Genomic DNA, 18,745 nt, shown 5'->3' on the forward strand with positions numbered 1-18,745 from the left:
AGACACGGCCAAGGTCACGGCGCCCCAACGACCCCTATTTCGATTTCCAAGTATCCAGCCATTTCCTGAAGCTGCTGCTCTTTTCTTCGATTGCGTCGCCAGCGGCATAAAACCCATCTTCCACGTTCTCAAGCATCGGGTCGATACGGCGTTGCCGAAACCTGCGCCACCGCACCCAAATTGCCCAGAGGATCGAGAAGAACACTGTCAGGAAAATGATATTGAACCACGGGATCAATCGCACATCCGGGCTGTCTACCGGGCGCACCGACACCACATTGGGAAAGATCGACATAAGCTGATTGCGCCAGCCATAGTGGCGCAACACCACCCATTGCGGATCTGCTGCTGTTGAAACCAGATTGGTCAGCTCTGCCTGCAGATTAGAGCTGTCGAGCTTGAAATAGGGCGGCCATCCCCACCCGGTATCCTCGTTGCGGTAAACGCGCGGGGTTCCGTTAGGGCGGAACGTTTCAACGAACCGCACATCACGATTGACAGTTTGCGCGCCTTCCTGACCAGTATCCTGCTGCGCCCAGAAAATCGAATTCTCGCCAAAATCGACCCGGCGCACCTCGGTCTTGACGACCCGGACAACGTCCTGTTGCGGCAAAGTATACTCCAGTACTGCCGCAACAGACCCCCAAAAGAGTATGATAAACGCCCATTTAACATAGACCATCTGTCCGGCCCTCACATGAAATTTGTAATATATAACAACAGGGCGATTGCCCCAAGCGGGACGACATAGACACCCAGCAGCAGTTTCTTGCGGAAAGACCTGTCATATTGCCTCATGCCCCGCTTCAAAAAGGCTTCACGATCACCGGTAATTCCCTTCTTTTCCCAATGCGCAATCAATTTGCCGCGTCGAACCCAACGGGAATAAAGCGACAGAACAAAATAGATCACCGTCAGAATGATCAGCAAAGGGATCAAAAATCGCAGAGCGACGAACATTCAACCTCTTCCTACTGCGCCCCAGGGGCCAACGCGCGCGATGATATCATCACTTACCCGGTCCTCGCCGCTCATATCCGGTTCGTGACCGAACAGAGCCGCGCGCGCACCGGCTTTGTCCACCTGATACTCGCGCGCGAGGAAGTCGGCAACAAAGGCTTTCTTGGTTTCGGGCCAGGTTTTGTAGGTGCTGTAGAACAGTTCCTTGTGGCAGATGAACAATTGACGCGGGTCCAGCGGGGCCAGTTCGGCCAGCAGCATGTTCACAAGATCGCGGTTGGGCGTGTCCGCAGCGCGCAGCGTGTAGAAATAGGCCGGGTGATCCGAGGTGATGCGCGGCCAGGGCCCGCCATCTGTCGCCCAACGCAACAATTCGGCAAGCCCATGATACGCCTCAGGCAAGCGATCCGAGTGGTTGCGCGCCAAACGCCGCATATCGCCGCGGTCCAGCCCAGTCAGATCGACACCGGCATCTGCCGCCGCAGCGATCGTCAGGAAATCCATTTTCTGTTGCAAGATAGCGGCCGAGTTCAGCCCACGAGCCTCGATGATCGTTTCGACCAACGCGTTATTTTCCAGAAACTGCGCGATCCCGTTGCGTTGCGATTGGTGAAGCAAATACTCCATCGGCAACCCATTCGGCCTGTCGCCCATATAAACCGTCGCCGGATGATCCACATCCGCAAACAGATACAGCCCGCCGAAATGTGCCGTCCAGAAATTGCGCTGATCAAAAGCCGTGTGGCGCAGGCGCACCGGGTTGCGGGTCACATCACCGGTGTCCCGTGCGGTTTCGATCATCTGAGCGATCAGGACATCGTCAAACCATGCGTCTTCCTCGGACTTGAAACGCTCGACCATACCGGCCAACTGTTCAGCCTTGCGCAGGGTGCCCCCGACCGTATCTGCCTCAACCTCGATCCTGCGCAGGCTCAGCAGATCAGCAGGCGTGTTGAGTTCAAAGACAGAGTTCACCAACTCTCCGGCCACGGCATCCGTGGCGGTCAGGGCAAAAAGCTGCGCCTCGTTCATCTCGATGAATTCACGCAGGATATCGCGCGAGGTCGAGAATTTGACGTTCAGCAAAGGCGCGCGTTTCTGTTCTGTCGTCAACAGGATGAACTGCCGGTTCACCCCGTTTGGATTGAGGTAGAGCGGGTTTTCAAACTCTTGTCCGATCTCAGGCGAGTAACCCGAAATATCAACATGGAAGTCCGTCAGGGCCGTAGTCTTGCCCGCCAGATGCTGCAACGCGCGATTATACCGCTCGACCAAAGCCGGGCTGGAGATGTGGACGAGGTTGCCGAACATCAGGCCTTTTTCGATGAGGCGGATCATGAGATTCGCCTTTTCGATACCCACCGCCAAACAACAAGCAGAGATGTTAAGATTGCGCCCAACATGCACCCCAGCATTAAGAAGCTAAAGAAAACTTCGCGCGATGAATCGGTAGCGCCACAAGTGCGAATGAAATCGAAATTCTCAGGCAGTAGCCCTTGCCGACCACAAATTGTGACTGTCATGAATACAGCCAAAAGGGCTGCAAATAAGGCTGCTGAGATGATCAATCTCAAGTTAGTCACCTCGCCATTCTGTTAAGACGAACAACAACCACAACCGCCAACACCAACAGCGGCAACGCAAAAGCTCGCGCGGTGATTTGCAGGTTGAACCCGATATAAGACACCACACTGCCTTCAAACAGGATCAGCGTTTCCTCCCACGTGGTGCCCTCGAACCCGCTGCCTGTGTTCACACCGAACTGTGTCAGAAACAAAACCGCCACGGCACCCAGAAACCCGAAGACGCCCCAGCGCAGAGGCAGGATCAGGCCAAGAACAAGGGAAAGACCAGAGATTGCAAGCGTTAAAGTCATGTCATTGCTTCCTTTTTCCGACGATGCGTTGTTGCATACGCACCTGCGGACAAAATCATCGCGAGCACTAACCAGAACAACGCCCGGACAAGGAAATGTGAAGGCAGGTCAATCAACGGTTTCCGCTCTCTTGAAGACGGGTGAATCCTGCCCATCATCCCTTCCCATCCAGATAGCGTCGCTTGGCCTCTTCCATCCGGCTCATCTCACGCACTGCGTTCTCGATAGCGACCTCGTCGCTCTTGTCGGCATAGCGGAATTCGCTGTCGGCGTAGCGGTTGATTTCCTGAATTACCATCTCGACCGTGATCGGCTGGCGCAGGTCCTCGATCATGGCCTTCTTGGTGTCGTAGTCGCGGAACAGGAATAGGTCGGGGTTCTCCATCCATTCATCCGGCAGTTCGAAATCCATCGCACGGACTTTGACCGCGTCGGTGATATTCTTGATGGCGCGGCCGGTGAACCGCTCATCCGCCTGCTGGATCGCCTTGAGGTAGGTGCCCAGCTTGGCGATCGTATCCATCTGACCGATCTGACCCGAAACCCGATCATAGACCTGCAGAAGCGCATCCTCATGCGGGCGGGCGTGGCTTTCGAAACTGGCGGCGACGGCCTTTTTGATTTCCTGCGCAGCATAGGCGTCGTGCTCGCCCAGCGGGATGTCGTGGTTGCGGCCCATCAGCAAATGCAGGATGTCGATGTAATCCTCGCGCGTCTGCGGTCCGTCCACCAGGAACCGAGCTCCCGCCCGCTGGCGCAGGGCGTCGTCTACGTTTTCGGGATAGTTCGAAAACATGCCAAAGGTGCAGTTGCCGCGCACAACGGTGTTGGCCCCCGCAAAGCTCTCCATCAGCACGGCGGTGATCTCCAGCTGCCCGGCCGAGGACTGCCGGTCGCCGCGTTTGCCCGCCAGTTGGTCGATATCGTCGATGGTGCCGAACCCGATGACCGAGGGGTCGACAATCGTGTTGATAAACGCCTTGGCATTCTGGCCGGATTTACCCTGATAGCTGTCGATATTGTCGGTGCTCAGGTTCTGATAGCGGAACGGATAGCCTGCGTTCTGGCAATAGTCGTTGATCAGCCCGGCCATCATCTGGATCAGAGTGGTTTTCCCCGTGCCCGGCTTGCCGTCGCCCATGAAGGTAAAGATGAACCCGCCAAGTTCCGCAAACGGGTTCAGGCGGCGGTCGAAGTCATAGGCCATAACCATCTTGGCCAACTTCATGGCCTGATATTTGGCGATATGGTTGCCGACCACCTCATTCGGTTTCTTGAACGTCATGGTCAGGGTGGTGGATTTCGCCTTGGACGCCGGGTCAAACCCCCGGATGGTCAGGTCATCCGCCTCGATATGCCACGCGGCGTTCTGGAAGGGGGCCAGACGGCCAGCCGATTGCGCGCGCAGAGCGACCTTGTCCATCAATTGCTCGGCATAGGCGCTGGTGGCGGCGATCAGATGGGCGTCGTCGGGGGCATGTTTGGCAAGGGTTTGGTCCAGCTCCCACAGCGCGCCGTGCAGGGCAAGCTGGCCATTGTCGGTCAGAACTTCTTCGATCTCGCCCAGATCAACCGTGGTTTCACCCAGATGTGAAGACATCAGATAAGCCAAGGCATTGCCGAAGGTATGCGAGGTGATCAACGCTTCAGCCGTCAACAATTCGGAAAACTCGGTCTTGCGGGCAGCGGGCAGGTCGCCCACCAAATTGGCCCGTTTCAGATCAGCCAACGGAGTCTGCTCGGCATAGGTCTCTGCCACGGCCAGAGCGATGGCGATGGCGCGCCGAATGGCCTGCTGCGTAGTGGCCTGAGGGGGCGAGACCAACGTGTCGCCCTCATCCGAGGCTTCGATCCGTTCAACCAGATGCACTCCGTCCGCGCGCGCGGTGCGCCGTGTCACCAGCCCCGGCGTGGTCGACCGGAAACGCCGCCCCGTCGACACGCCCGAGGAGCGCTCGACCGCCACATCAACTGGTTTCGCAATCCGCGGCGCGTGTTCGAACCCGTTCAGCATGGCGGTCGCTGCGGGATAATGTTTGCGAATATCGTCTTCGCGCAATTCCATCTGATCTGACGTCAAACTCATCTTATTCCTCGCAATGCCGGGCTGAGGCCCGGCCTACTCAAACTTCGTCGGGCGGGTTTCGCCCCGCCACCCGCTTCAATACCTCAACACCTGCCCGCTCTTGCTGACGACAAACTTGCGCACATCGGCGAACCCCGGCGGGTCGCGCTCTGCCAGAACCTGAAACGGGCGCTGAGGCAGGATGATCGAGCGCTGCGTCCGCGTCGCCCCGGTCTCGGCCCCCTGCCCGCCAAACGGGTCCAGCGCAAACACCTCACGCTCAACGGTCGAGAACCATCCGGTGCGTTCTTCGATCACCTCTTCGCTTTTCAGCTCTTCCGTGGTCCAGGCCAGCGCCCAGTCCTGACCCTCGGGAGCCTGCGCGTCCTCCAGCACCTGCCGCAGGGGGCCGGATTGCTCGGTATAGGCCGAAGAATACATCGGCCCCACGTGGATGCGGCGCAGATGTTTGGGGTGCAGGTCGTCGAAATCCTGATCGAAGCCTTTGGCGATTGTCACCAGTTTCAGCCCGCCCAGAGATTGCGCCATCAGATGCGCCTGCACCTCCGGCCAGCGGCGTTGATCCTTGGGCAGGGCCGTCTTGCCGCTGTCCTCCAACTGCATCAGGTAGATGACCGGCAGGTTGATCTGGCTGTCATAGACCGCCCAGTGGATCATGAACTTGCGCCGTTCACCCTCATTCCCGATCCAGTGGCATTCGGGATCATTGCGGGCCCAGAACAGCTGACCTTTCAGCAATTCCTCATAATAGAGCCTTTGGGACAGCGCGAATTGCAGCTTGGTGGGTATTTCCTGATCGCCAATTATTGTGCGTACCATGTCAGTTTTTAAGTCATCTTCCGAGGGCATATTCGCCAGATGCACCTGCGCCTGCTGCGCGTCATTGGCCATGGTCAGCAACTCGGCCGCCACCGGAAACCCACTGTCGCGCTTGTCCATCGCAAGGCTGCCGAAGAACCGCCCCGTATCGCGCCCGACCAGCAGGTATTTCATGCTGAGTGCCCGGAAGGTGTAGAGCAGCCCCGAGAGGTAGCGCGACACGATCCGCACCTCTTGTTTGCTGATCGCACCCTCAGCCTCCATCGTCGCAGCCACTCGCAGGAGGTGGACAGTGATCACCTCGAATTTGCGGAAATAGCGGCGCGAGGCGAAGGTGTCGGTCAGGCCGACATGGTCTTGGGTGGGGTCAATATCGTTCATCTTGGAGCGTCCAAGTCCTTCCCATTTTTGTCGATGTGGAACCACCACCGGTATAAGGGCGAACCGATACTATTCAGGACCACCTCGGGATTAATTCCAACTGAGCGTTGAAACCGACGCCCCCGCTCACTGCCCCAACTGAGCCAGCACAGCAGCCTTATGAGCGAAGCTGCAACGACCATCATCATCAATGTCTGGACGACTTCTGGATAAGCCGGTTTCTCGTCGATGAAACCCAATCGCTCCAGTATTCTCGGCAGCTCTAACGGTCCAAGACTTGCAGCTAGCAAGAGGAATTGCTGGTGAGCGAAACGCACTTAACCCCCATACAAATTCTTATCATGCTTCTCGACAATCGAGGCAAAGCGGCGGGCAAAGCGTTCATCCGCCTTGGCCTTTTTCTCCAGCACGTCACGAGCAAAGACCATGTGGCCTTCGTGCGCCTCAAGCATGTCGGCCATTTTCTGGTTGGTCGCGGTGCCGATTGCGGCCATGGCGGTCTGGGCCTCCTGGTCGGTCTGCACACCGATCTCGTTGATGCGGTGGGCCACGTCCTGCTGCTGCGCGGTTTTCAGCGATTTGGTCAGGGCGTCGTACAGCACCACCCGTTGTTGCGTGTCTGTCTGCAGCTTGTTGATCAGCACCATCTGCGTCGCCGCCTGGTTCTGGAGTGAATCGACCCAGGTCTTACCTTTTTCGATATAGCGCTCCAGCGTCTGGGACTTGGCCAGCTTGACTTGCTCGTCCTGAACCTTGGCGTTGTATTGCTTGTTCAGCTCGGCCAGTTCGGTCTCCAGTTGGGTACGCGCAGCGGCGTCCTGTTCGACACTGATCTTGTTTTCCAGCGTGATAATCGTCGGGTCCATATCCTGAATTTCAGCGCGCAAGGCTTCCAGTTCGGCCACGGTCGCTTCGCGGTCGTCCAGCGTGCCTGTTAGGTTGTCCTCGACCTTAACGCGCTGTTCTTCCAGCACGGATAGCTGCCCTTCCAGCAGCTTTACGATCACATCGGATTTGGCGATCAAATCCTGCAACTTGTCGTCGATATTGGCGGTGCGCATCCGCTCCTGCCGCATCGACTCGGATTTAGCCTTGGCGAAAATGCCGACAAAAGACTCCCACCCTGTCTTCGAGCGCATTTCGTCGAAATCCTTGGAGAACGCGTTGGTGACGTCGTCCAGCCCCATAATCAGTTCGGCGATATTGGCGTTCATCACCTCGGTATGGGCATGCACATCCTCAAGCGTGGCGTTTTCAATGTCGATATCGGCCTCGGCTGTGCCGATCTTGGCGCGTGCGGCGTCAATCCGCGACGTTAGCCCTTCAATCTGCGACTGGCTTTCGCGCACTTTCGCCTGCGTCTCTTCGATCAAAGCGTCAAATTGATGGTTCGACATCTGCACTATCCCCTTTTTTGTCCAATTACCCAATAAGATAGGGAATGTTATGGCCATTTACATCCCCTTGCGTCCAAAATTCCCCGGAACTTTGGCAAACTCCACCTGAAAAAGATAGGCACCACACGGGCAGCAAATGCCGGAGTTTTTGATCAAATTTGGATTGATCTGCGACGGACAGTGGACATAGACATTCTGCGTACCACCTGTTTGGGTGCGACGACCGAAATTCCTGCCGGAGGCTGACCTATGCTGGACGCAACGACCGACCTGAAATCTATCCTCAAGAACCCCGATCTGCTGGCGACCCAAGCCTATATTGGCGGGCAGTGGGTGGATGGCGACAATGGCAACTTTGCCGTCACCAACCCCGCGCGCGGTGATGTGGTAGCCGAAGTTGCAGACCTTAGCCGTGCACAGGTGGCAGGGGCGATCGCACAGGCCGAGGCCGCGCAAAAGGAATGGGCCAAGCTGACCGGGAAAGAGCGCGCAGCGATCCTGCGCCGCTGGTATGACCTGATGATGGAAAACGCCGAGGATCTGGGCCGTATTCTGACAGCCGAGCAAGGCAAACCGCTGGCCGAAGCCGTAGGAGAGATTGGCTATGGCGCATCGTTCATCGAGTTTTTCGGGGAAGAGGCGAAACGGATTTACGGCGAAACCATTCCCGGCCATCAGCGCGATAAGCGGATCACAGTGCTGAAACAGCCAATTGGTGTGGCGGCCTCGATCACGCCGTGGAACTTCCCCAATGCGATGATCACCCGCAAGGCTGCGCCGGCACTTGCGGCGGGCTGCGCCTTTGTCGCCCGTCCGTCCGAGGAAACGCCCCTGTCTGCGCTGGCTCTGGCGGTTCTGGCCGATCAGGCGGGCATCCCGGCGGGTGTGTTCAACGTTTTGCCGTCCCTCAATGCCAGCGAGATTGGCAAGGAATTTTGCGAAAACCCCGGCGTGCGCAAGCTGACCTTTACCGGTTCGACCCAGGTGGGGCGCATCCTGCTGCGGCAGGCCGCAGATCAGGTCATGAAATGTTCGATGGAACTGGGCGGCAATGCGCCCTTCATCGTGTTTGACGACGCCGATCTGGATGCAGCCGTCGAAGGCGCGATGATGTGCAAATTCCGCAATAACGGTCAGACCTGTGTCTGCGCCAACCGAATCTATGTACAAGCCGGTGTCTATGATGCCTTTGCCGAAAAGCTGAAAGCCGCGACCGAAGCCCTGTCGGTAGGGGACGGCCTGTCCGATGGTGTCACCACCGGGCCGCTGATCAATGACAAAGCCGTAGCCAAGGTGCAGGACCATATCGCGGACGCCACCGCAAAGGGTGCGCAGGTCGTGACAGGCGGCCTGCCGCATGATCTGGGTGGCACTTTCTTTCAACCCACCATCGTCACCGGCGTGACGCAGGACATGAAGGTCGCGCAGGAAGAAACCTTTGGCCCGCTGGCCCCGTTGTTCAAGTTCGAGGACGAAGATGACGTGATCGCCATGGCCAATGACACGATCTTTGGTCTGGCCTCGTATTTCTATGCCAAGGACCTGAGCCGCGTCTACAAAGTGGCCGAGGCACTGGAATATGGCATCGTCGGCGTGAACACCGGCATCATCTCAACCGAGCTGGGTCCGTTCGGCGGCGTCAAGCAATCTGGTCTGGGCCGCGAAGGCAGCCATCACGGTATGGAAGACTACCTTGAGATGAAATACATCTGCATGTCGGTCTGATCTTTGTCGGCCACCGTTTCGGCGGTGGCCGCGTTTGTCACAAAACTGAAGCCAAACTGTCACAACACCGCAACGATCCCGGTTCATCCCCCTGTCATCCAACAGTGAGAGGAAATCAACCGATGTCGTTGCGCGCTGTCTGCCTGACATCTGCCTTTGCCCTGACCGCCGGTCAGGCCATGGCAGAAATGAATTTCAACCGAATTGCGTCCTTCCCCGTGGTGAAAAACATGGCCGACGGCGCGGACACGACCCGCGAGACCTCGCCCGAGATCATCGCGGCCACCGCAGATGGCATGACGCTGGTCTATACCGACAGCCCTTTGGGCTTGATCGGCATGGTCGACATCACCGACCCGGCGAACCCAGAGCCTTTGGGTGCGATGGACGTGGGTGGAGAACCGACGTCCGTGGGCATCGTCGGCGCGACCGCCTTTGTCGGCGTGAACACCTCGGAAAGCTATGTTGCGCCATCGGGCAAGCTGATCTCGGTCGATATTGCGGGCAAGGCGGAAACTGGTGCTTGCGATCTGGGCGGTCAACCCGACAGCGTTGCCATTGCGCCGGATGGCAGCTTTGTCGCCGTGGCGATTGAGAACGAGCGGGACGAAGACCTGAACGATGGCATCATCCCGCAGCTTCCTGCGGGTGAACTGGCACTGGTGCCGCTGAAAGATGGAGCGCTAGATTGTTCGGGCATGGACATGGCCTCTCTGACCGGGCTGGCCGAGGTTGCGCCCACCGATCCCGAACCCGAATTCGTTGACATCAACAACCTTGGCGAGACCGTCGTCACTCTGCAGGAAAACAACCACATCGCGGTTGTTGCCAAAGATGGCACCGTGCTCAACCATTTCTCGGCCGGAAGCGTGGATTTGGAAGGCATCGACGCCACCGATGAGCGCGGCGCACTGATCTTCACCGAAAGCCAGCCGGGTCGCCTGCGCGAACCCGACGCGGTGAAATGGATCGACGACAACCACTTCGCCACCGCCAATGAAGGCGACTATGAGGGCGGCTCGCGTGGTTGGACGATCTTCCACAAGGACGGCACCGTTGTGTATGAGAACGGCACCGAGTTCGAGAAGGCGATCATCCAGATCGGGCACTACCCCGACAAACGCTCGGACAGCAAAGGCGTTGAGCCGGAAAGCGTAACCGCAGCCACCTTTGGCGGTACGCCGATGATCTTTGTCGGGGCGGAGCGCGCCTCGGTCGTGGGTGTCTATGACGCCACTGACCCCGCGAACCCGATTCTGAAACAACTGTTGCCATCAGGCGTTGGACCGGAAGGCTATGTGGCGATCCCTGAGCGGAACCTGCTGATCTCGGCCAACGAAAAAGATCTGATCGAAGATGGCGGCCCACGTGCGCATGTGTCGGTCTTCGCATATCAAGAGGCCCCCGCCGCCTACCCGCATCTGACATCGGAAGGCGCGGATGAGTTGATCGGATGGGGTGCTCTGTCCGGTCTGGTAGCGGACGAGGACGGCATGATCTATGCCGTCAATGACAGCTTTTATGGCTTCCAGCCGTCGATCTTCAAGATCGACCCCAGCCAGCAACCCGCCCGCATCGTGGACGTGATCCGCATCCACCGTCAGGATGGCAACCCAGCGCAGAAGCTGGACCTTGAGGGCATCACGCTGGACGGCAAGGGTGGCTTCTACGTCGCCTCTGAAGGCCGCACGGACCGGGTTATCCCGCACGCGATCTATCACGTCAGCGCAGATGGTCTGATCAAGGACCGCAAGGGTGAGATCGGCCTGCCTGCCGAACTAATGGCGGTCGAGAAACGTTTCGGCTTCGAAGGCATTACCCGCGTCGGCGACACCCTATGGATGGCCGTTCAGCGTGAATGGAAGGACGATCCGGAAAACTATGTGAAACTGGTAGCCTACAACCTTGAGACCAAAGAATGGGGTGCCGTGCACTATCCCAAGGCAGACCCGGAAACCGGTTGGGTCGGCCTGTCGGAAATCGTGGCCTTCGGCGACCACGTCTATGTGATCGAGCGCGACAATCAGCACGACCATCGCGCGGTGACCAAAAAGGTCTACCGCATCCCGCTGGCCGAGATGACCCCGGCCCCGCTGGGCGACCCCCTGCCCGTCGTCAGCAAAGAAGAGATCCGCGACCTGCTGCCTGACCTGACCTCGACCGGAGGTTATGTTCTGGACAAAATCGAAGGCCTGGCGATCCTGCCCTCGGGCGAGGCGTTTGTGATGACCGACAATGACGGCGTCGACGATGCCTCAGGCGAAACGATGTTCTGGTCGATCGGGTCGGTGACGGCTGGGAACTAGGTCAAAACCTAAAAGAGTGACCCTGCGCAGCCGTTGCGCAGGGTCTCTTTGCTGAAGAGACTGGCAGTCAGACAGGCCGCTCTGGACACTATTCCTTCGATTTCTGCCGCCGGACCCAAAGAACACGGGCCAGCGGGAAAAAGCTTAGAAAAAGCAACAAGAACAGCTTTAGCGCCGACATTGGATCCGTCAAAATAAGAACTAATGAGCTTGGCGTGCCTTTGACTGGTTCTTGTTTGGGGCGGAAGACATGGTCGAAAGCCCAGCCTGATTTCGTGTTCTCGGACAACTCCGACCACCCGACAATGCGGATCGCATCATTGTCTCCATAGGTAATCAATAGGTCGGTTTCTCCGTTACGCCCGGGCGTTTCGAACCGCCGGACCGCACCTTCGGGTACATCAATGAACTTTATCCTGTTTCCGTTAGCGCTGTGATCGACAACAATATCTGCCCCGTCGCCCAATTCAAAAGCGTAGGTATCAACCGAGTCGTACCCAATCAGAACGTCATTTCCCCCTGCACCCCGAAACGAGTCCACCAGACGTGTTCCACCAAGCGTGTTGTCGGCAGAGTTTCCGTTTCGAACAAGCCCGATTTTCGTTGTCGGACCGGTGGCAATCATATGGGAATAGTCGCTGCTCAGGGCCGGAGGAAAAACGTCCGCCTTGGTTACGATCGGCCAAAGAACAATCACTGTCGAGATGAAACAACGAAACATAAAAATCGCGGAATAGCCTGTGTTTCCACCTTGGCACCACGGATGAAGGGAAACAAGGGCGCAAGCGACACGTATCTTTGGTCGCAGCGGATTATGCCAAGTTGAAACCCCATCCAAAAACAACGCCCCGCGTCTGGAGGAACGCGGGGCGTATGGTGCGATAATCGAGAGAGGCGCGATTATCGCTGTTTGGTCGGATCGCCTTAGTTCACGGCTTTGGCGTCAACCACATCCTTTTCGATGGCCTGACCGGACGAAATCTGAATCCGGCGTGGTTTCAGCGCCTCGGGCACCTCGCGTTTCAGGTCGATGTTCAGCATACCGTTTTCATGGCTTGCGCCAGTGACGCGCACGTGATCGGCCAGGGCAAAGCGGCGCTCGAACGCGCGGGTGGCGATGCCGCGATGCAGGTAGGAACGGTCCTTATCTTCGGCGGCTTTCTTGCCGGCCACGATCAGGGCGTTTTCCTTCACTTCGACCGACAGATCGGCCTCGGCAAAACCGGCGACAGCGACGGAGATCCGGTACGCGTCGGCGTCGGTTTTTTCAATGTTGTAAGGCGGGTAGCTGGGCTGGGCCACGTCATTTGTCAGAACGCGATCCATCATGTCGGCGATCTGGTCGAAACCAATGGTGGCGCGGTGCAGCGGTGCAAAGTCAAAACTACGCATGTGTCATATCCTCAAGTCTGAGCGATTTATGATGTGCCCTCCAGTTCGGACGGGCGATGAGATATCAGGCCCCGTTTGTGGCGACCCGATACAGTTCACATGGGTAGAGATTTGACCGAGTTCAACCCCCGCCGGGGCTGATGAATTTAGCGCCTGAACTGGACTTTCCCGAACCCACCTGCAAACGGCGTATCGCAGCCTTGGGCTGAGGGGCGTCACGGCGCAGCACCGACTTCAATTCCGCCACGATTCCAGACAGTTCCATGCCAAACCCGACTTTTTGGCGACCATCTGTCCCGACTGCGGATACGACAGAGAGGATCTGCCAGCGCGGGCCGTTTCGCGCCAACAGTGCCGATCCCGACGACCCGAAGGTGATGTCACAGTTGAACGTGATCAACCCTTGTCGACGCTGGAGGATACGGCAAGAGCGTTCCCGCGTGATCGCCTCGGACCGACCACGCCCGTAAGAGGCGATGCTCACCTCGTTTCCTGCAACGCGGCCACTGTGCAATGCAAAAGGATCCGCAACCGAGTATGGGATCGGCTGCTCTAGCTTCATCAGCGCGACGTCGACCCGAACCGCCTCGGCCGAGAGGTTCGGATGTCGGGCGTAATCGGGATGCACAGCAATCTGGACAACCTTGCGCTCCGCCAGCGCCTTCCCATCACTCAGCCCCGCGCGAAAAGTAACCTCACCAGGTTCATAAGGAGACCCGCTAGCCCGGTTCAAAGCGCAATGCGCCGCCGTCAACACAAGGTCCTGCGCGATCAAGGTGCCTGTGCAAAACCCGTCTTGATCAATATCCAACCGACCGACAGCTTCCCAACCATAAAGATCGTCACGATCATTCAGTATGCGCTTCGCACTTTGGGCAGACGCGGCGAATGTCACAGAAAAAAGGCAAAGAACAGAAAATAATAAGCGGATCATGGTTTGATGAAACGGGCGCCCACGTTGTTGCCTGATCCGTTCGAATTTGTAGAGGCGATAAACCCGCGCCCTGCCGACAATTCAGCCTGCAACACGGTCAGCGATTCTTCTACCGCTGTTCCAACGGCCACGCGCTGCCCGTTGAGTTCGGCCTTGGCCGCAACAACAGACACGATCCGGGGCCGATCCCCGTCAAAGGAAAAGACAGGGGCGCCAGACGATCCGAACTCGACATCGCAGGACATGACCAACACATCGGATTTGCGGGTCATGACCGAGCACACTTCTTGCAACGAAGGCGCCTCGGCCCGGTCTTTGGCATAAGACACCACGCCAACCTCTTCGCCTTTTGCCGGGCGGTTTCCTGTTTCAAAGGGAATGACGGTCGTATTGCGGATTGGCTGCCAAAGCTCGATCAGCGCAATATCACTGCCGATACGCGCAGCAGATGCTTCTTCGCCATACTGGTAGTCAGGGTGAATCACGGCCCTGCGTGCGGCGCGGTATGCAGACGCGCGCCCCAGCCGCCAAGCCGCCAGAAACTCGACCTGGGCCAGTTCCACACGTTGACCTGTGACCTTGTCGAATAGGCAGTGGGCCGCAGTTAAAACCAAGGTCGGGGATATCAGCGTGCCCGTGCAAAACCCAGCGCCACCAATATCGAGGCGACCCACAGCCATCCAAGCGCGCCCCGCATCGGTGGTGTCCAGACTTTTCAGTCTGGAATCCTGTGCGTTGGCGGTCATAGGCAAACATGCCAGCACTAGAGCCTTGATCCAGTTTCGCAAGCGGTTCTCCGGCGTTGCTATCTACGCATCTTCCTACGCACCGGGTGAGGCGAAAATAGGGCGCTGACATGACAGGCGGTTCCTGACCGAAACCGATGCGTTGCCGCATCAACACCTATCTAAGGATCGGGACCTCATGGTCTGACTTCCGATCCTGTTGCATGGCTCGGGGCACGGGACCTCCGGTTGCCCAGTCCAGCAATTCCACCGTGTGCAGGATCGGAACGTCGGTGCCCGAACCGATCTGCATCATGCAACCAATGTTGCCAGCGGCGATAACATCAGGGTTCTTCGCCTCAAGAGTCCTGACCTTGCGCTGTTTAAGTTTTCCAGAAATCTCAGGTTGCATCAAGTTATAGGTGCCTGCGCTGCCACAGCACAAATGGCTGTCCGCCGGCTCGACCACGGTGAAACCCGCGTGTTTCAACAAGTCTTTGGGGTGCGTCTTGATCTTTTGGCCGTGTTGCAGGGAACATGCTGCATGATAGGCGACGGTCATGTCCTTGTCGGTGCCGTCCGGCAGGTCAAGCTGCACCAACAGCTCGCTGATATCCATTGCGATAGAGGACACCCGCGCCGCGTCTTCGGCCAATGCATCGTTTCGGAACATGTGGCCATAATCCTTGACGGTCGTGCCGCAGCCAGAGGTATTGATGACAATCGCATCCAGCCCGTCTTTGTCCATCTCGGCTGTCCAGGCGCGGATATTCGCGGCAGCGGCCTTATGGCTGTCGTCTGATTTGCCCATGTGATGAGTCAGGGCACCACAGCACCCGGCCCCATCAACCACGACAACTTCGCAGCCCATACGGGTCAACAAACGAATGGTGGCATCGTTGATATCCGTATTCAGAGCCTTTTGCGCGCAACCCGTCATCAATGCGATGCGCTTTCTGCGTGCACCTTTCGGCGCAAAGCTTTGGGGATCATCGTTACGACTCACCGGTGGGATATGTTTCGGTGCCATGTCCAGCATTGCGCGCAGCCGCGCGTCGGGCATCAGGAATTTGAACGGCCTGCCGAGTTTCGCACCGATCAACGCCCAGCGGAACCGCATCGGATAGGGCAGGATTTGCGCCAGAACCCAGCGCAATGCACGATCTGACAAGGGCCGTTTGTAATTCTGTTCGATATACTCGCGGGCATGATCCACCAGATGCATGTAGTGCACGCCCGAGGGACAGGTCGTCATGCACGCCAGACAGGACAAGCAGCGGTCAATGTGCTTGACGGTTTTTTCATCCGGAACACGCTCGTTCTCCAGCATGTCCTTGATCAGGTAGATGCGTCCCCGCGGGCTGTCCAACTCATCCCCAAGAACCTGATAAGTGGGACAGGTCGCAGTGCAAAACCCGCAGTGCACGCAATTGCGCAGGATTTCATTCGAGCGTTTGATGCCCGGGTCTCGCAGTTGCTCTTCGGAAAACGTCGTCTGCATTTTTCTATCCCATCAGTCCCGGGTTGAACAAACCACGCGGATCAAATTTCTGCCGAAGTCCTTGTGTTAGAGCCGCCACACCAGCTGTTTCGGGTTGGAAACGGCCCAATGCTGTGATGGTTTCTGTATCCGCTCGGACAATCGTCGCATGACCGTCGAACGCACCTAGACGTGCGCGCAGATCAACGCCCTTGGGAACAAGCGCCCAGAGCAATCCGCCGCCCCAATCAAACAGAGTCAGGCTTGCGTCCAGACGCGCGGACACCTCTGGCGCGTCCGTCGGTTTGACCGAGATACGCCATACATCGCCCTCCTTGTCATGGAACGCAGCGGCATCCCGAATGTCGCGCCACAAGTCAGGCAAGCCCTCGACCTCTTCTGGCGCGCCAAAACCGGCCAGTGTGGATTTCAACTGCTCCACCCTGTAAGCCACCGAATCCGCAAATCCTTCCAGCCGCAGCAACGCGCGGCCTGATTGCGGGTCATAGGCCGCACCGCTTACCTCGAACGGGGATTTCAATGCAGCAGAGAGCACCTGAATTGCCGTTCCTGCATCCGCGACCGGGATTTGCAGCGTTGCGATCGCCTCGGGCTTGGGCAGCACTTTCAGCGAAACCTCGGTCAACACGCCCAGCGTTCCCCAGGCACCGCTCATCAACTTGACCAGGTCATACCCGGTCACGTTTTTCATCACCCGCCCGCCATTCTTTACGATCTGACCCCGACCGTCGACGTAACGGACGCCCAGCAGGAAATCGCGGCACGCCCCCGCCTGAATCCGGCGGGGCCCCGAGATATTGGCGGCCACGACGCCACCAATCGTCGGTGTGCCATTGGTACCCAACAGGCCGCGATGATCCATCGGTTCGAACGCCAATTGTTGACCTTCAGCGTCCAGCGCGGCCTCGATCTCAGTCACGGGGGTTCCGGCTTGCGCCACGATCGTCAGCGCGCCTGGCTCATACAAGGTAATCCCGCTCAAACCGCTAGTTTCAACAAGGTCATCCGGCCCGCCGATCCCTCGGGTTCCACCACCGGCAATTCGCACGGGCCCTTGCAGTCCGGCCACTATCTCGGCCAGTTCGGCCTCTGTTTCAGGTCTCATGACACTTCTTCTGTTTTAAAATACTTCGGGGGAATCGCGGCCTGCCGCGATGGGGGCGGCGCCCCTACTCAGCAGCGATCCTGCGAACTTCGGACACATCCAGCGGGAACACTTTGGCCGGGTTCAAAAGCCAGTTTGGATCGAACACATCCTTTACCGCCATCTGCGCCTCAAGGTCCGCAGGCGCGTATTGATGCGACATCAAATCCCGCTTTTCGATCCCTACGCCATGTTCGCCGGTCAGACATCCCCCCACATCCACACACAGCTTGAGGATATCCGCCCCGAACGCCTCGCATTTCTCAAGGTCGCCGGGCTTGTTGGCGTCGAACAGGATCAGTGGATGCATATTCCCGTCACCCGCGTGGAACACGTTGCCTACCGGCAATCCGTAATCCGTGCTCAGCTCTCCGATCCGGCGCAACACCTGTGGAAGAGCAGACACAGGGATCGTCCCGTCAAGACACATGTAATCGTTCATCTGCCCCATCGCACCAAAGGCCGATTTGCGCCCAAGCCAGATTTTGGCGCTTTCCTCGGCCGATTGGCTTTCGCGCAGCTCAACGGGGTTGTGGCGCTTCGCGATCTCGACGATCTTCGACAGTTGATAGTCGATTTCGGCCTCGGACCCTTCAACCTCGACGATCAGCAGGGCGTGGCAATCGGGATAACCGGCATGGGCAAAGTTCTCGCACGCCTTGATACAGAGCGTATCCATGAACTCGATCGCCACGGGCAGGATTCCCGATTTGATGATGTCAGACACACATTGCCCGGCGACTTCGTTATCATCGAACCCCATCAGCACAGGCCGCGCGCCCTCGGGCTTGCGCAGGATGCGCAGGGTAGCCTCGGTCACGACGCCCAATTGCCCCTCGGACCCGCAGACCACACCCAGCAGGTCCAACCCGCCCGCATCAAGATACGCGCCGCCAATCTCGACCACGCTGCCATCCATCATGACCATCGTGACGCCCAACAGATTGTTCGTGGTCACGCCGTATTTCAGACAATGCGCCCCACCTGAATTCATCGCAATATTCCCCGCAATCGCGCAGGCCAGTTGCGACGAAGGGTCGGGCGCATAAAAGAAGTCATCTTCTTCCACGGCCCCGGTCACGCTCAGGTTTGTGCGCCCCGTCTGGACCCGAATAAATCGGTTGTCATAGTCGACCTCCAACACCTCATTCATGCGTGCGACACCCAGAATGACACTGTCCGCCGTGGGCAATGCGCCACCGGCCAGAGATGTCCCCGAGCCGCGCGGCACCACCGGAACGCCTTCTTCGTTGCAGATGCGCAGCACGTCCGAGACCTCGGCTGTCGTGGATGGCAGAACAGCCAGCATCGGAGGGCAACGATAGGCCGTCAGCGCATCGCACTCATAAGCGCGTGTCTCAGTCGGATCGTGGATCACGGCGTCTTCGGGCAGAACCTGTAACAGGCGTCGCAGGACCACATCCTTGCGGCGCAGAATGTCTGGGTTTGGCTTTGGCATTTCCATGGCGGGCCCTCCGTTTGGTAAAATAATATTACCA

The 18,745-nt window shown here is 58.0% G+C and carries 16 protein-coding genes; 2 read left to right on the top strand and 14 right to left on the bottom strand.

The window, feature by feature from the left end:
- Positions 1-34: 34 nt before the first annotated feature.
- The 7 genes from ACT2B1_RS00515 to ACT2B1_RS00545 form a co-directional block, all read right to left on the bottom strand.
- Positions 35-682: a DUF1523 family protein gene (locus tag ACT2B1_RS00515; RefSeq protein ID WP_171125916.1), complete on the bottom strand. Its 648-nt coding sequence runs from the start codon at positions 680-682 to the stop codon at positions 35-37.
- 11 nt (positions 683-693) lie between these two features.
- On the bottom strand, positions 694-960 hold the full coding sequence (locus tag ACT2B1_RS00520) for a hypothetical protein (protein ID WP_171125914.1): 267 nt from the start codon (positions 958-960) through the stop codon (positions 694-696).
- Positions 961-2,298, bottom strand: a complete 1,338-nt coding sequence (locus ACT2B1_RS00525) for a DUF6638 family protein (protein ID WP_481668368.1) — start codon at positions 2,296-2,298, stop codon at positions 961-963.
- 241 nt (positions 2,299-2,539) lie between these two features.
- Positions 2,540-2,836, bottom strand: a complete 297-nt coding sequence (locus tag ACT2B1_RS00530; RefSeq protein WP_171241145.1) for a hypothetical protein — start codon at positions 2,834-2,836, stop codon at positions 2,540-2,542.
- A 154-nt stretch (positions 2,837-2,990) separates the two neighbouring features.
- Positions 2,991-4,922 carry an AAA family ATPase gene (locus ACT2B1_RS00535; RefSeq protein ID WP_171241146.1) on the bottom strand — a complete coding sequence of 644 codons (1,932 nt, stop codon included), beginning with the start codon at positions 4,920-4,922 and terminating at the stop codon, positions 2,991-2,993.
- 75 nt (positions 4,923-4,997) lie between these two features.
- Entirely contained in the window at positions 4,998-6,122 is a 1,125-nt protein-coding gene (locus ACT2B1_RS00540; RefSeq protein WP_481668369.1) for a hypothetical protein, read from the bottom strand.
- A 317-nt stretch (positions 6,123-6,439) separates the two neighbouring features.
- The gene (locus ACT2B1_RS00545; RefSeq protein ID WP_171126662.1) at positions 6,440-7,519 is read right to left on the bottom strand and encodes a coiled-coil domain-containing protein; all 1,080 of its coding nucleotides are present in this window, start codon (positions 7,517-7,519) and stop codon (positions 6,440-6,442) included.
- A 249-nt stretch (positions 7,520-7,768) separates the two neighbouring features.
- Between ACT2B1_RS00545 and ACT2B1_RS00550 the strand changes: the two genes are divergently transcribed.
- Both ACT2B1_RS00550 and ACT2B1_RS00555 read left to right on the top strand, forming a co-directional pair.
- Entirely contained in the window at positions 7,769-9,244 is a 1,476-nt protein-coding gene (locus ACT2B1_RS00550; protein WP_171126661.1) for an NAD-dependent succinate-semialdehyde dehydrogenase, read from the top strand.
- Positions 9,245-9,366: 122 nt separating this feature from the next.
- The gene (locus ACT2B1_RS00555; RefSeq protein WP_481668370.1) at positions 9,367-11,550 is read left to right on the top strand and encodes an esterase-like activity of phytase family protein; all 2,184 of its coding nucleotides are present in this window, start codon (positions 9,367-9,369) and stop codon (positions 11,548-11,550) included.
- Between the two features lie 88 nt (positions 11,551-11,638).
- Here the strand turns inward: ACT2B1_RS00555 and ACT2B1_RS00560 are convergent, their stop codons facing one another.
- The 7 genes from ACT2B1_RS00560 to ACT2B1_RS00590 form a co-directional block, all read right to left on the bottom strand.
- Complete coding sequence (locus ACT2B1_RS00560) at positions 11,639-12,271, bottom strand: hypothetical protein (RefSeq protein WP_171241149.1); 633 nt, start codon at positions 12,269-12,271, stop codon at positions 11,639-11,641.
- 203 nt (positions 12,272-12,474) lie between these two features.
- Complete coding sequence (locus ACT2B1_RS00565) at positions 12,475-12,942, bottom strand: Hsp20 family protein (RefSeq protein ID WP_171126658.1); 468 nt, start codon at positions 12,940-12,942, stop codon at positions 12,475-12,477.
- 121 nt (positions 12,943-13,063) lie between these two features.
- Positions 13,064-13,753, bottom strand: coding sequence for a trypsin-like serine peptidase (locus ACT2B1_RS00570; RefSeq protein WP_481668371.1), 690 nt, complete (start codon positions 13,751-13,753; stop codon positions 13,064-13,066).
- A 119-nt stretch (positions 13,754-13,872) separates the two neighbouring features.
- Positions 13,873-14,622, bottom strand: a complete 750-nt coding sequence (locus ACT2B1_RS00575) for a trypsin-like peptidase domain-containing protein (RefSeq protein WP_171241194.1) — start codon at positions 14,620-14,622, stop codon at positions 13,873-13,875.
- 157 nt (positions 14,623-14,779) lie between these two features.
- Positions 14,780-16,102 carry a glycolate oxidase subunit GlcF gene (gene glcF, locus ACT2B1_RS00580; RefSeq protein WP_481668372.1) on the bottom strand — a complete coding sequence of 441 codons (1,323 nt, stop codon included), beginning with the start codon at positions 16,100-16,102 and terminating at the stop codon, positions 14,780-14,782.
- A gap of 4 nt (positions 16,103-16,106) precedes the next feature.
- Entirely contained in the window at positions 16,107-17,207 is a 1,101-nt protein-coding gene (locus tag ACT2B1_RS00585; RefSeq protein WP_481668373.1) for an FAD-binding protein, read from the bottom strand.
- Between the two features lie 64 nt (positions 17,208-17,271).
- Positions 17,272-18,711, bottom strand: coding sequence for an FAD-linked oxidase C-terminal domain-containing protein (locus tag ACT2B1_RS00590; protein WP_171125886.1), 1,440 nt, complete (start codon positions 18,709-18,711; stop codon positions 17,272-17,274).
- Positions 18,712-18,745: the final 34 nt, after the last annotated feature.

The sequence above is a fragment of the Ruegeria sp. S263 genome, from assembly GCF_056780525.1.

What these genes read in the sequence shown, in the direction of transcription:
- ACT2B1_RS00515 (WP_171125916.1), bottom strand. Translation starts at nt 682, where the DNA reads ATGGTCTATGTTAAATGGGCGTTTATCATACTCTTTTGGGGGTCTGTT.
- ACT2B1_RS00520 (WP_171125914.1), bottom strand. Translation starts at nt 960, where the DNA reads ATGTTCGTCGCTCTGCGATTTTTGATCCCTTTGCTGATCATTCTGACG.
- ACT2B1_RS00525 (WP_481668368.1), bottom strand. Translation starts at nt 2,298, where the DNA reads ATGATCCGCCTCATCGAAAAAGGCCTGATGTTCGGCAACCTCGTCCAC.
- ACT2B1_RS00530 (WP_171241145.1), bottom strand. Translation starts at nt 2,836, where the DNA reads ATGACTTTAACGCTTGCAATCTCTGGTCTTTCCCTTGTTCTTGGCCTG.
- ACT2B1_RS00535 (WP_171241146.1), bottom strand. Translation starts at nt 4,922, where the DNA reads ATGAGTTTGACGTCAGATCAGATGGAATTGCGCGAAGACGATATTCGC.
- ACT2B1_RS00540 (WP_481668369.1), bottom strand. Translation starts at nt 6,122, where the DNA reads ATGAACGATATTGACCCCACCCAAGACCATGTCGGCCTGACCGACACC.
- ACT2B1_RS00545 (WP_171126662.1), bottom strand. Translation starts at nt 7,519, where the DNA reads ATGTCGAACCATCAATTTGACGCTTTGATCGAAGAGACGCAGGCGAAA.
- ACT2B1_RS00550 (WP_171126661.1), top strand. Translation starts at nt 7,769, where the DNA reads ATGCTGGACGCAACGACCGACCTGAAATCTATCCTCAAGAACCCCGAT.
- ACT2B1_RS00555 (WP_481668370.1), top strand. Translation starts at nt 9,367, where the DNA reads ATGTCGTTGCGCGCTGTCTGCCTGACATCTGCCTTTGCCCTGACCGCC.
- ACT2B1_RS00560 (WP_171241149.1), bottom strand. Translation starts at nt 12,271, where the DNA reads ATGTTTCGTTGTTTCATCTCGACAGTGATTGTTCTTTGGCCGATCGTA.
- ACT2B1_RS00565 (WP_171126658.1), bottom strand. Translation starts at nt 12,942, where the DNA reads ATGCGTAGTTTTGACTTTGCACCGCTGCACCGCGCCACCATTGGTTTC.
- ACT2B1_RS00575 (WP_171241194.1), bottom strand. Translation starts at nt 14,622, where the DNA reads ATGACCGCCAACGCACAGGATTCCAGACTGAAAAGTCTGGACACCACC.
- glcF (WP_481668372.1), bottom strand. Translation starts at nt 16,102, where the DNA reads ATGCAGACGACGTTTTCCGAAGAGCAACTGCGAGACCCGGGCATCAAA.
- ACT2B1_RS00585 (WP_481668373.1), bottom strand. Translation starts at nt 17,207, where the DNA reads ATGAGACCTGAAACAGAGGCCGAACTGGCCGAGATAGTGGCCGGACTG.
- ACT2B1_RS00590 (WP_171125886.1), bottom strand. Translation starts at nt 18,711, where the DNA reads ATGGAAATGCCAAAGCCAAACCCAGACATTCTGCGCCGCAAGGATGTG.